This is a genomic window from Salipiger sp. PrR007 (assembly GCF_010499845.1).
Lineage (GTDB): Bacteria > Pseudomonadota > Alphaproteobacteria > Rhodobacterales > Rhodobacteraceae > Salipiger > Salipiger pacificus_A.
Window position 1 is genome coordinate 230952 of sequence record NZ_JAAGOZ010000050.1, and the last position, 12248, is coordinate 243199.

13 protein-coding genes are annotated in these 12248 nt (G+C 67.8%); 5 read left to right on the forward strand and 8 right to left on the reverse strand.

Features of this window, described 5'->3' with window-relative positions:
- Positions 1-13: 13 nt before the first annotated feature.
- Positions 14-1276, forward strand: a complete 1263-nt coding sequence (purD, locus tag G0Q01_RS20110) for a phosphoribosylamine--glycine ligase (protein ID WP_164192141.1) — start codon at positions 14-16, stop codon at positions 1274-1276.
- 83 nt (positions 1277-1359) lie between these two features.
- Here purD and G0Q01_RS20115 read toward each other — a convergent pair whose 3' ends face one another.
- Together G0Q01_RS20115 and mgtE are read right to left on the reverse strand one after the other, a co-directional pair.
- Positions 1360-1923, reverse strand: a complete 564-nt coding sequence (locus tag G0Q01_RS20115; RefSeq protein WP_164192143.1) for a 5-formyltetrahydrofolate cyclo-ligase — start codon at positions 1921-1923, stop codon at positions 1360-1362.
- Positions 1920-3314, reverse strand: a complete 1395-nt coding sequence (gene mgtE / locus G0Q01_RS20120; protein WP_164192145.1) for a magnesium transporter — start codon at positions 3312-3314, stop codon at positions 1920-1922. The genes G0Q01_RS20115 and mgtE overlap by 4 nt, the downstream gene beginning before the upstream one ends.
- Positions 3315-3436: 122 nt before the next feature.
- Here mgtE and guaD point away from each other — a divergent pair, with 122 nt between their 5' ends.
- A complete protein-coding gene (gene guaD, locus G0Q01_RS20125) occupies positions 3437-4750 on the forward strand; it encodes a guanine deaminase (protein WP_164192147.1) in 1314 nt (437 codons plus the stop codon).
- Between the two features lie 37 nt (positions 4751-4787).
- Here guaD and G0Q01_RS20130 read toward each other — a convergent pair whose 3' ends face one another.
- The 5 genes from G0Q01_RS20130 to G0Q01_RS20150 form a co-directional block, all read right to left on the reverse strand.
- Entirely contained in the window at positions 4788-5378 is a 591-nt protein-coding gene (locus G0Q01_RS20130) for a CAP domain-containing protein (RefSeq protein WP_203595096.1), read from the reverse strand.
- Between the two features lie 97 nt (positions 5379-5475).
- Positions 5476-5955 (reverse strand): CAP domain-containing protein, encoded by a 480-nt coding sequence (locus G0Q01_RS20135; RefSeq protein ID WP_164192151.1) that lies wholly within the window; start codon positions 5953-5955, stop codon positions 5476-5478.
- 40 nt (positions 5956-5995) lie between these two features.
- On the reverse strand, positions 5996-7336 hold the full coding sequence (locus G0Q01_RS20140; RefSeq protein ID WP_164192153.1) for an 8-oxoguanine deaminase: 1341 nt from the start codon (positions 7334-7336) through the stop codon (positions 5996-5998).
- 111 nt (positions 7337-7447) lie between these two features.
- Positions 7448-8275 (reverse strand): histidinol-phosphatase, encoded by an 828-nt coding sequence (hisN, locus tag G0Q01_RS20145; RefSeq protein ID WP_108964899.1) that lies wholly within the window; start codon positions 8273-8275, stop codon positions 7448-7450.
- Between the two features lie 57 nt (positions 8276-8332).
- On the reverse strand, positions 8333-8719 hold the full coding sequence (locus tag G0Q01_RS20150) for a helix-turn-helix domain-containing protein (RefSeq protein WP_108964898.1): 387 nt from the start codon (positions 8717-8719) through the stop codon (positions 8333-8335).
- 300 nt (positions 8720-9019) lie between these two features.
- Between G0Q01_RS20150 and G0Q01_RS20155 the strand changes: the two genes are divergently transcribed.
- Positions 9020-9985: an NADPH:quinone oxidoreductase family protein gene (locus tag G0Q01_RS20155; RefSeq protein WP_108964897.1), complete on the forward strand. Its 966-nt coding sequence runs from the start codon at positions 9020-9022 to the stop codon at positions 9983-9985.
- A 3-nt stretch (positions 9986-9988) separates the two neighbouring features.
- Here G0Q01_RS20155 and G0Q01_RS20160 read toward each other — a convergent pair whose 3' ends face one another.
- Complete coding sequence (locus G0Q01_RS20160) at positions 9989-10861, reverse strand: LysR family transcriptional regulator (RefSeq protein WP_164192155.1); 873 nt, start codon at positions 10859-10861, stop codon at positions 9989-9991.
- Between the two features lie 126 nt (positions 10862-10987).
- On the opposite strand from G0Q01_RS20160, the gene G0Q01_RS20165 reads away from it, so the two are divergent.
- Both G0Q01_RS20165 and G0Q01_RS20170 read left to right on the forward strand, forming a co-directional pair.
- Entirely contained in the window at positions 10988-11212 is a 225-nt protein-coding gene (locus G0Q01_RS20165; RefSeq protein ID WP_164192157.1) for a DUF1127 domain-containing protein, read from the forward strand.
- 229 nt (positions 11213-11441) lie between these two features.
- Positions 11442-12185 carry a Bax inhibitor-1/YccA family protein gene (locus G0Q01_RS20170; protein ID WP_108964894.1) on the forward strand — a complete coding sequence of 248 codons (744 nt, stop codon included), beginning with the start codon at positions 11442-11444 and terminating at the stop codon, positions 12183-12185.
- The last annotated feature ends 63 nt before the right edge of the window (positions 12186-12248 follow it).

Consider the following 12248-nt stretch of genomic DNA (forward strand, 5'->3'; position numbering starts at 1 on the left):
AAGAGCGGGCCCCATGAACATCCTCATCCTCGGCGGCGGCGGTCGCGAACATGCCCTGGCCTGGGCCGTGATGCAGAACCCCAAGTGCGACAAACTGATCGTCGCGCCGGGCAATGCCGGGATCGCGCAGATCGCCGAATGCGCCTCGCTCGACGTCGAGGACGGCGGCGCGGTGGCGGAATTCGCCGGTGAGAACGCCATCGACCTCGTCATCGTCGGCCCCGAGGCGCCGCTCGCCGCGGGCGTTGCCGACCGGCTGCGCGAGGCGGGCGTGCTGGTCTTCGGCCCCTCCAAGGAGGCTGCCCGGCTCGAGGCCTCGAAAAGCTTCACCAAGGAAATCTGCGACGCCGCCAAGGCGCCCACCGCCGGCTACGGCCACTTCACCGACGCCGCAAGCGCCAAGGCGCACGTGCGCGCCCAGGGCGCGCCGATCGTGGTCAAGGCCGACGGGCTCGCCGCCGGCAAGGGCGTGATCATCGCCGAGACCGTGGCGCAGGCCGAAGAAGCGATCGACGACATGTTCGGCGGCGCCTTCGGCGGGGCCGGCGCCGAGGTGGTGATCGAGGAGTTCATGACCGGCGAGGAGGCGTCCTACTTCGTGCTGGTCGACGGGACCGACGTGCTGCCCATCGGCACCGCGCAGGACCACAAGCGCGTCGGCGAGGGCGACACCGGTCCCAACACCGGCGGCATGGGCGCCTATTCCCCCGCCCCGGTTCTCTCGGACGAGGTGGCGCAAAAGGCGCTCGACGAAATCGTCCGCCCCACCATGGCCGAGATGGCGCGCCGCGGCACGCCCTACCAGGGCGTGCTTTACGTCGGCCTGATGATCGAAAACGGACAGCCGCGCCTCGTGGAATACAACGTCCGCTTCGGCGATCCCGAGTGCCAGGTGTTGATGATGCGCCTTGGTGGTCAGGTGCTGGACCTGCTGCACGCCTGCGCCGAGGGCCGACTGGCCGAGGCCAAGGTGACCTGGGCCGACGATCACGCGATGACCGTGGTGATGGCCGCCGAGGGCTACCCGGGCGCCTACGAGAAGGGCACGATGATCTCCGGGCTCGAGGGCCTGCCCGAGGACAGCTTCACCCAGATGTTCCACGCCGGCACCGCCGAGAAGGACGGCAAGATCGTCGCCACCGGCGGCAGGGTGCTGAACGCCACCGCCCGCGGCGCCACGCTCGCCGAGGCGCAGGCGCGTGCCTATGCGCTGGTGGATGCCGTGGACTGGCCCGAAGGGTTCTGCCGGCGCGACATCGGCTGGCGGGCGCTCTGACACCGGCGCTCCCGGCACAGCCGTGAAACCGGGGCGTACCGGCATCTGCCGCGCCCCACACTGGCCTGCCTCGCGGGGCGCGCTCAGCCTCGGCTCGGCGCGATCACCTCGGTCGGGGTCACGATCATGTCGAGCGGCGCGTCGGTGGGCTCGAGCGGGACCTGCCCTGCCTCCTGCGCCGCGTAGGCAAACCCGATGGCCAGCGTCGGGCGCGCAGCGCGCAGCGCCGCAAGCGTGCGGTCGTAGAAACCGCCGCCATAGCCCAGCCGATGGCCGTCCCGGGTGAAGGCCAGCAGCGGAACGATGAGGATCTCGGGCGTCACGAACTCGGGGTACTCCGGGATCATCGCGCCGAAGGCGCCGGGCACCAGCGCCATGTCGGGCTCCCAGCGGGCAAAGCGCAGCGGTGCACCGCGCGCCTCGATCACCGGGATCGCTACCGGACCATGCGCCGCCGCCTCGGCCATGGCGGGCAGCGGGTCGATCTCGGAGCGGATCGGCATGTAGCCCGAGAGCGGCACGCCGCGGTAGCCCGCCAGCACCGAGCTCAACATCCCTGCGCCAGCCCCCGCATCGGCCGCATGGGCCTCGGTGCGGCGCCGCGCCGCCTCGGCGCGGGCGGCGCGCTTGGCCTCGTCGAGGTTCACAGCAGCACCGCCTGCGCCAGCCCGAGGAAGGCGAAGAACCCGACCACGTCGGTCACAGTGGTCACGAAGGTGCCGGAGGCCAGCGCCGGGTCGACATTGAATTTCTCGAGCACCACGGGCACCGCGATCCCCGCCAGCCCGGCGACGACAAGGTTGATGACCATCGCCGCGGCGATCACGACCGCCAGCATCGCACTGCCGAACCAGAGGTATTCCAGAACCCCCATCACAAGCGCAAAGCTGACGCCATTGATCAGCCCGACCATCAGCTCACGCCGGATCACCCGCCAGAGGTTGGCGCTGGTCAAATCCTTGGTCGCCAGCGCGCGCACGGCCACGGTCAACGACTGCGTGCCGGCATTGCCGCCCATCGACGCGACGATCGGCATCAGCACCGCCAGCGCCACCAGCTGGCTGATCGTACCTTCGAACTGGGCGATCACCAGCGACGCGAGGATCGCCGTCATCAGGTTCACCCCCAGCCACGGCAGACGCTGCCGGGTGGTCTCGATCACGCTGTCCGAAATGCGGCTCTCGTCGCCGACCCCGGCGAGGCGCAGGATGTCCTCCTCGTGCTCCTCATCGAGCACGGCCATGGCGTCGTCGATGGTGATCACCCCGACCAGCCGCTCGTTCTCGTCCACGACCGGGGCCGAGATCAGGTGGTACTGATTGAAGGCATAGGCAACATCGGCTTCGGGCCGGGTCACCGGGATGACATGGAAGGTTTCCTCGACCAGTGATTTCAGCAGAACCTCGCGCCGCGAGGCCATCAACTTGCCCAGCGTCACGTTGCCCACCGGGCGCAGCTTCGGATCGACGAGGATGATGTGGTAGAACTGTTCCGGCAGATCGTCCGAGCTGCGCAGGAAATCGATCGCCTCGCCGACGTTCCAATGCTCGGGGGCCATGACCACCTCGCGCTGCATCAGGCGGCCGGCGGAATACTCCGGGTAGGTCAGCGATTTCTCGACCGCGACCCTGTCGCTGTCCTCGAGCACATCGAGGATCGCATCCTGCTGATCCTGGTCGAGGTCTTCCAAAAGGTCGACCACGTCGTCGGAATCGAGCTCGCGCACCGCGTCGGCGAGCACCTCGGGGGTCAGCGCCCGGATCACCTCTTCGCGGATCGACTCGTCGAGTTCCGACAGGATCTCGCCGTCGAACTCCTTGTCGTAGAGCTTGATCAGCCGCATCCGGTCGTAGGCGTTGATCTGCTCGAGAAGGTCGGCGATGTCGGCCGCGTGCAGCGGCTCCATCAGCGCGACGAGCTGTTCGCGGTCGCCGACATCCACCGCATAGAGGATCGCCGAGACCACCTTGCGTTCCAGCGGGTTGGTCTCGTCTTCGCGGGTGTCTTCCGTCGCCGGGTTTCCGGTCTCTTCGGTCATGCCTGCCCCGTTGAATGCCGTTCGCGCAAACCTTAGGGGATTGCGCGAACGAGCAACAGAGGCGCATTGCGCTTGACCTTGGCCGCCCGCATCCTAGGCCGGTCGCAACCACGAGGACCGACATGGCCCCCACCAGCCCCACCCCCCTTTCGCCGACCCTGCACCTCGGGCAGACCCTGCGCTTCACCGGCTCGCCCTTCACCGAAGGGGTCGAGGCGGCGCGCCACGAGCCTGCCGGGGCGCTGCTGGTCGAGGACGGGGTGATTCGAGAGATCGGCACCGCCGAGACGCTGCGTGCCGCGCATCCCGCCGCGCGGGTGGTGGACCATGGCGAGGCGCTGATCGTGCCGGGCTTCGTCGACGCGCACGCGCATTACCCGCAGACCGGGATGATCGCGAGCTGGGGCAAGCGGCTGATCGACTGGCTCAACCACTACACCTTCCCCACCGAGGCGCGTTTTGCCGAGCGCGCCTACGCCGACGAGATCGCCGGGCGCTATCTTGATCTGCTGCTGGCGCATGGGACCACCTCGGTCTGCTCCTATTGCACGATCCACCCCGAGTCCGTCGAGGCGCTGTTCAGCGCCGCCGAGGCGCGCGGGATGCGGGTCTTCGCCGGCAAGACCTGCATGGACCGCGACACCGCGCCCGAGTTCCTGCGGGACAGCGCGCAATCGGCCTATGACGACAGCAAGGCGCTGCTCGAGCGCTGGCACGGCCGGGGGCGGGCAGAATATGTGATCACCCCGCGATTCTCGCCGACCTCGACCCCCGGGCAGCTGCAGGCGCTCGGCGCGCTCTGGGCCGAGCACCCCGAGGTGCTGATGCAGACGCACCTTTCCGAGCAGACCGACGAGATCGCCTGGGTGAAATCGCTCTACCCGCAGGCGCGCGACTATCTCGACACCTACGAGGCCTACGGGCTGCTGGGCGAGCGAGGCCTCTACGGCCACGCCATCCATCTCGAGCCGCGCGAGCATGCGCGGTTGAAAGAGGTCAACGCGGCGCTGGTGCATTGCCCGACCTCGAACACCTTCATCGGCTCGGGGCTCTTCGACATGGACGGGCTGACCAAGGCAGGGCTGCGGGTGGGGCTGGCCACCGACACCGGCGGCGGCTCGTCCTTTTCCATGCTGCGCACCATGGCTGCAGCCTACGAGGTGGCGCAGCTGCGCCATCACCCGCTGCACCCCTCGGCGCTGCTGTGGCTGGCGACGCAGGGCTCGGCGATGGCGCTGATGGCCGAGGACCGGATCGGCAACCTCGCGCCGGGGCTCGAGGCCGATTTCACCGTGCTCGACCTGGCCTCAACCCCGGCCATCGCGCAGCGGGTGGCACAGGCTGACGACATCTGGGAGGCGCTCTTCCCGACCATGATGATGGGCGACGACCGGGCGGTGCGGGCCACCTACGTGGCCGGAAGGCAGATGATCTGACACTCGGAGCCGGGGCGCCTCCCGCGCGCCCTTGGTCCTACTTGCGCACGCCCATGACCAGCGTCCAGTAGCGGCCGTTCTGCGCGAGGCCGAACTCGCGCACATCCGTGCGCAGCATGGCCGCGCGGTGCGAAGATGACTTGGCCCAGAGCTCCATCGCGCTGTCGATGCCGAGCGGGGTCATGGCAACGTTTTCCGAGACATGGCGGTAGTCGTATCCCGCCGCCCGCGCGCGCGCGCCGACGCGGCTGCCGTCGCTGCCGACGTGGCTCATCTTGTTCATCCGCGCCATGTCATCGGAATGGGCCTGCGCGGCGCGCTGCAGCTGCGCCGAGCGGGTCAGCGGTGCCAGCCCCTGCGCCCGGCGCCAGCCGTTGAAGACCGCCGCGGCCTCGGCCTGCGAACTCTGCACCACCTGCGACGGCGCGCGCCGCAGCTCGTAGATGCTCGCCCCTTCGACCTGGCCGCGGGCGGCAGGCTGGTTGGCCACGGCCACCGGCTTTGATGCGGGCTTTGACACCGGCTTTGACACGGACGTCGCAACCACGCCGGGTTGCGCGCGCACATCGACGCAGGCGGCAAGCGCCAGCGGCAGCAGGGTCAGGGCAAGCCACTTGGGCAGTTTCATCAGCACTCTCCGGTCCTTCAGGCCCTGCATATAGATGGCGCGGAGGCGACGCCCGGCAAGCCTGCGCCGCGCCGGAGCCGCCTGCCCGCAGCGCGGGTCATTTCACCCGGGCGACCACCATGACCCAGTAGTCGCCGGTCCCCGCGATGCCATACTCCTTCACATCCTCCATGAGCATGTTTGACAGGTGCGGCGGAGAGTTGGTCCAGATCTCCATCGCCCGACCCAGCCCGCGGCCGGTTTCGGCGATGTTCTCGGCGCCGCGCCGGAGGTTGTAGCCGCGGCGCTGGATGCGCTCGCCGATGGTGCTGCCGTCGCTGCCGGTATGGGTCATCTCGTTCATTCGCGCCATGTCGTCGGCATGGCCCTGCGCCACTTTCTGCAGCACCGGCGAATAGCTCAGGGGCGCCAGCCCTCGGCTCTCGCGGAGCGCGTTGAGCTGCGCCCCCGAGGGGTTTTCGAGGAAGCGCGCGGGCTCGCCCCCGGTGTCGGTCTGCGGCAGCGGCACCACCACGCAGGCGCAGAGCGCCGCGCAAAGGGCAAGCGGCAGCAGTCGGGCAGTCAGCGCAGGTCGCATGAAAATCCTCCGGTCGTATGTGTTCCCCTCAGGACCGGGTTCAGCCGAACCCGGCGAGCGTCCGCGCCATTTCCCCGTGGCGGCGCAGCGCGGCCTCAATGTCTATCGTCGCGATGCGTCCGCCACGCACCACCTGCCGCCCCTCGACAAAAAGGTGCCGCACCTGTTGCGGTCCTGCCAGCAGCAGCGCCGCCGGATCCCAGGATCCGGCGCTTCCGAGCCCGCTGACATCCCAAAGCGCCAGATCGGCGCGCATGCCGATGACAACCTGCCCGCAATCGTTGCGGCCCAGCACCTCGGCCCCGCCCCGCGTCGCCACCCGCAGGGCCGCACGCGCGCTCATCGCGTCGGCGCCGTGCTGCACCCGCTGGAGCAGCATCGCCTGCCGAGCCTCGCCGACGAGGTTTGCCATGTCGTTGCTCGCCGACCCATCGACACCCAGCCCGACCTTCACCCCCGCATCCAGCATCGCGCGCACCGGCGCAATGCCCGAGCCGAGGCGGCAGTTGGAGCAGGGGCAATGCGCCACGCCGGTGCGGGTGGCGGCGAACAGGTCGATCTCCTGCCCGTCGAGCTTCACGCAATGGGCGTGCCAGACGTCCGGGCCGGTCCAGCCCAGGTCCTCGGCGTATTGCCCCGGGCGGCAACCGAATTTCTCGAGCGAATAGGCCACGTCCTCGTCGTTCTCGGCAAGGTGCGTGTGCATCATCACCCCCTTGTCGCGGGCGAGGATGGCGCTGTCGCGCATCAGCTCGCGGCTCACCGAGAAGGGCGAGCACGGCGCGACGCCGACCCGCACCATGGCGCCCTCCGAAGGGTCGTGGAAAGCGTCGATCACCCGGATGCAATCCTCGAGGATGGCGCTCTCCTGTTCGACCAGCGAGTCCGGCGGTAGCCCGCCCTCGCTGACGCCAATGCTCATGCTGCCGCGCGTGGCATGGAAGCGCACGCCCAGGTCCTCGGCTGCGGCGATGCTGTCATCGAGCCGCGCGCCGTTGGGATAGAGATAGAGGTGGTCGGAACTCAGCGTGCATCCCGAGAGCGCCAGTTCCGCCAGCCCGACCTGCGCCGAGACGTAGAATTCCTCGGGCCCGAAGCGCTCCCAGATCGGATAAAGCGTCTGCAGCCAACCAAAGAGCAGCGCGTCCTGCCCGCCGGGCACGGCCTTGGTCAGCCCCTGGTAGAGATGGTGATGGGTGTTGACGAGGCCCGGTGTCACCACGCAATGACGCGCATCGACGATCTCGCCCTCGGTCTCGAGCCGAGGGCCGATCTCGGCGATCACCCCGTCGCGCAGCAGGATGTCGACATCCGCTAGCTCGGTCCCGGCATCATCCATGGTCAGGACAGTGCGCGCGTTGCGGATCAGGATTTCACTCATCTTGGGGCTCCTCGGGTGGATAGCGCCACCCTGCCCCTTCGGGGCATCGAAGGAAAGGCTGACCCCGGATGAGGCTGTTTCGGGATTTGCCGAAGAATGCGCGCCGCGCCCTCAGCCGTTCAGCAGCGCCAGCGCGGCGGCGTGGATCTCGGCATTGGCGGCGGCCAGCACCTGACCGCCCTCATGGGCCTTGCCGCCCTGCCAGTCGGTGACCAGGCCCCCCGCCGCCTCGATCACCGCGATCGGCGCCTGCACGTCATAGGCCTGCAACCCGGCCTCGATCACCAGGTCGATCTGCCCGGCGGCGAGCAGCGCATAGGCGTAGCAATCCATGCCGTAGCGGGTGAGCCGCGCCTGCGCCGACACCCGGCGGAAGGCGGCGGCCTCGGCCTCGGTGCCGACCTCGGGGAAGGTGGTGAAGAGGATCGCCTCGGAGAGCGGCCGCGCCGGCCGGGACGCCAGCGGACGCGCACCCAGCGGGCCGGACCAGACGGCACGTCCAAGCCCCCCCTCGAAGCGCTCGGAGGTATAGGGCTGGTCGATCACCCCCAGAACCGGGCCCGAGGCATCCGACAGCGCGATCAGCACACCCCAGGTCGGCGTGCCCGACAGGAACCCGCGGGTGCCGTCGATCGGATCGAGCACCCAGGTCAGCCCGCTCTCGCCCGACTCGTGGCCGTATTCCTCGCCGAGGATCGCATCCATCGGACGGCGCGCCGCCAAGACGGCGCGCATCGCCTGCTCGGCGGCGCGGTCGGCGACGGTCACCGGGTCGAACCCCTCGGAGAGCTTGTTGTCCGCGCCAAGCCCCTCGGCGCGGAAATGCGGCAGGATTGCCGCGCGCGCGGCCTCGGCCATCTCGGCGGCGGTCTGCCAGAGCTCTTCGGCCAAGTCTGCGGAAATCAAGTCTGCGGAAATTCCGGTGGAAGTCTCAGCCATGACGGCCCCCTGCTGCGCGATCCTACCGGATCCAGCTAACGCAGGGGGCTCCAAGGCTCAAGCGACGTCCGAGAGCACCCGGGCCAATTCAAACAGGCGGCGGCGCTGGTTCTCGGGGATCGCGTAGTAGGAACGCACCAGGTCGAGCGCCTCCTTGTCGCCGAGGATGTCGGCGGGCATGGATGGGCTGGCGGGCGTGGCGGTCGTCTCGTCGGCGGACTGGCCGCTCTCGATCCCCTCGAAGAAGAAGCTCACCGGCACCTCGAGGGCGTCGGCGATATCCCACAACCGGGACGCGCTGACGCGGTTCGCACCGGTTTCGTACTTCTGGATCTGCTGAAACTTGATACCGACATGTTCTGCGAGTTGCTGCTGCGTCATTCCGACAAGCCAGCGGCGGTGACGAATGCGTTTACCCACATGCACGTCCACGGGATGCGTCATCGTTTCTTCCTTTCACTCGCCCTGCGAAAAAATGCAGAGCACCAACAAAAAAACCGACCGCTCACAGCAGCGGCCGGAGCCACACTTTTTACGTGAACAAAAGCTACCTTGCTTGTTTGATGCAGATCAAGTGAGTTGCGCCGCTGCCGATGAGCGTCACGGAGGTAATTCACTCCACGGTTGTAAATCCAAACAATGACTTAACGTCGCTTTCTGTGCTTTCACATTTTTGCCAAGTTCTGAGCGCGACAAGCCGTTACCAAAGCGGGCAAACCCGAAACCTATACCGAGGGATATGTAATGCTAGCCTATCGGATTGACTCGTTTGGCACGCCACCGAATCTCATCGAGACGCCCCTTCCAGTGCCGGGCGCCGGGCAGATTCGCCTCCGGATCGAGGCCTGCGGACTCAACTTTGCCGATCTTCTGATGATCGAGGGCCGCTACCAGGACACGCCCGAGCCGCCCTTCACCCTCGGGATGGAGGTCGCCGGAGTGGTCGATGCCGTCGGTCCCGGCGTCCAGCATCCCCACCCCGGAGACCGCGTTGCGCTCTTTGGCGGCCAGGGCGGGCTGGCGGAATACGGCGTCTTCGAGGCCGCCCGCGCCGTGCCCCTGCCCGAGAGCATGTCCAGCACCGTCGCCGCCGGGTTCCAGATCGCCTATGGCACCAGCCACCTTGCGCTGGACCACCGCGCCCGGCTGCAGCCCGGCGAGACGCTGCTGGTGCTCGGCGCGGCGGGCGGCGTTGGCCTCACCGCGGTCGAGATCGGCAAGCTGATGGGCGCGCGGGTCATCGCCTGCGCCCGCGGGCCGGAAAAGCTCGAGGTCGCGCGCCGCGCCGGGGCCGATCACCTGATCGACGCGACCGATGCAGACCTGCGCGCCGAGGTTAAGGCGCTTGGCGGCGCCGACGTGGTCTATGATGCCGTTGGCGGCGCGCAGTTCGACGCCGCCTTCCGCGCCTGCAATCCCGAGGCGCGCCTGCTGACCATCGGCTTCGCCAGTGGCACCGTCCCGCAGATCAAGGCCAACCACCTGCTGGTCAAGAACCTCACCGTCATGGGGCTCTACTGGGGCGGCTACCTCACCTTCCGCCCCGAAGCGCTGACCGGCTCGCTGGCGCAACTCTTCGCCTGGCACGCCGAGGGCAAGCTGCAGCCGCACATCAGCCACGTTTTGCCGCTGTCCGCCGTCGCCGAGGGGCTCGATCTGCTGCGCAACCGCACCTCGACCGGCAAGGTGGTGATCGAGATCCCCGGCTGAGCCCTATTCCGCCGCCAGCTCGGGGCGGCGGCGCAGGGTGCAGAACTCGCTGCGCAGCATCTCCAGCATCGGCGCGATGATCTGCGGCTTGGCGGCCGAGCCATAAAGGCAGATCTGCTGCAGCCCGAGGTCCGGCAGCACCCCCTGCGGGATCATCTCGAAATGCTGCGGCGCGTGCCCCTCGAGGATCGGCGTGACCGCAAGATCGGCCGAGACCGAGACCTCGATGGTCCGGTCCATCTCGGAATCCACCGCCAGCTCCCAGTCGAGCCCCTCGCGCTCCATCTGCGCGATGGCGACGGGCCGGAAGCCGCAGCGGCGCGAAAAGGCAATCCGCAGCGGCTTGCTCCGCCAGGCGGTGCCGCCCGGCGCGCCGAACCAGCGCAGCGGCACCTCGAGAAGCGCCTCACCGCCCTCGCCCGGCGCGCTCTCGGTGGTGAGGATCACGTCGATGGCGCCGCGGGCGAACTGTTCCTTGAGATCCGAGGTATAGGAGCTGATCAGCTGTACCCGCACCCGCGGGTAATCGCGCTGCATCCGCTTCATGATCCGCGGGATCACGGGGTAGACGATGTCATGCGGCACGCCGAGCACGATCTCCCCCTCCCATTCCTGCCGGGTGAGCCGAGCATAGATCTCGTCGTTCATCTCGACCATGCGGCGCGCGTATTTTAGCAGCTGCTCGCCGGCGGGCGTCAGCGCCACGCCCCGCCCCGAGCGGTCGAGCAACGCCAGCCCCAGCATCTCCTCGAGCCGCTTGAGCTGCATCGAGACCGCCGATTGCGTCAGGTTCAGAAAGCCCGCGGCGCGGGTCACCCCGCCGGCATCCGCCACCGCCACGAACGAGCGCAGGGTCGTCAGATCGAGGTTTCGCATACATCAAGCTCCGTGATGATTTGCTTCAGGAACATTCGTTTTACAGATATTCCCCCTCGCAGCATAACTCATCACACAGCAACATGGAAACACCCAAACACATCAGTATATGTGAAGGATAGCCTCATGCCCCGTGATATCGCCCTGCCCCGCGCCCGGATCGGGCACCGCCCGCTGCGCCGCGCGTCCCTGCTGACCCGTTTTGTCGCGCTGCTCGGCCTTTCCCGCCAGCGCCGCAAGCTCGCCGAGCTCGACGATCATCTGCTGCGCGATCTGGGTCTGACCAGGCGTCAGGCACTGGAAGAGGCCAAGCGCGGCTTCTGGGACGCGCCGAGCCACTGGCGCCTCTGAGCCCTGCCGCAAGCCCCTCGCGCCATTTCGCTTTTCGGGCCGCTCCCCCCGGGGCCCGCACTGCCCTCTCCGCCGCCGCCCCGCCGCGGCTGAACGGAGAGGGCAATTTTAGTTCATAAACAGTCTCTTTTACGCATCGCCCTTCTTGAAAAGAAGCAAGCCGCTGCCAATATCGGACCCGAACAGTTATACTGCTGCTGCACATATTCAACTCGGAGGACACGACCCGATGGCAGACTTGAACACAATCCGGACCCACGGCGCGGCTGGCGCACGCGCGGCCCAGATTGACGCGGGGCTCCGCGCGCACATGAACAAGGTCTATGCGACCATGTCCGTGGGCATGCTGCTGACCTTCGCAGTCGCCTGGGCCGTCGGCACGAGCCCTAATCTTCTGGCGGTCTTCCGCGACCCGATGACCCTTCAGCCGAACATCCTCGGCTGGATCGTCATGTTTGCACCGCTGATCATGGTCTTCGCCTTCGGCGCGGCCCTCCAGCGCCTGTCCGCCGCCGGCGCGCAGCTCTTCTTCTATGCCTTCGCGGCGGTGATGGGCCTGTCGCTGAGCTGGATCTTCGTGGCCTTCACCGGCTTCTCGATCGCCCAGGTCTTCCTGGTGACCGCGATCGCCTTCGCCGGCCTGTCGCTCTGGGGCTACACCACGAAGAAGGACATCTCCGGCTGGGGTTCGTTCCTCATCATGGGCGTGATCGGCATCCTCGTGGCCTCGATCATCAACATCTTCCTCGGCTCGCCGGCGATCCACTTCGCCATCTCGATCCTGGGTGTGCTGATCTTCGCCGGCCTGACCGCCTATGACACGCAGAACATCAAGAACACCTACATCCAGCACGCCGCCAGCGGCGACAGCGAATGGCTCGCCAAGTCGGCCATCGTCGGCGCGCTGAACCTCTACATGGACTTCATCAACCTGTTCATGTTCCTGCTGCAGCTGATGGGCAACCGCGAGTAATCGCGCCGCCAGCACCGGCATCCCGGCCCCGCCAGACCCCGGTCTGGCGGGGCTTTTCTTTGG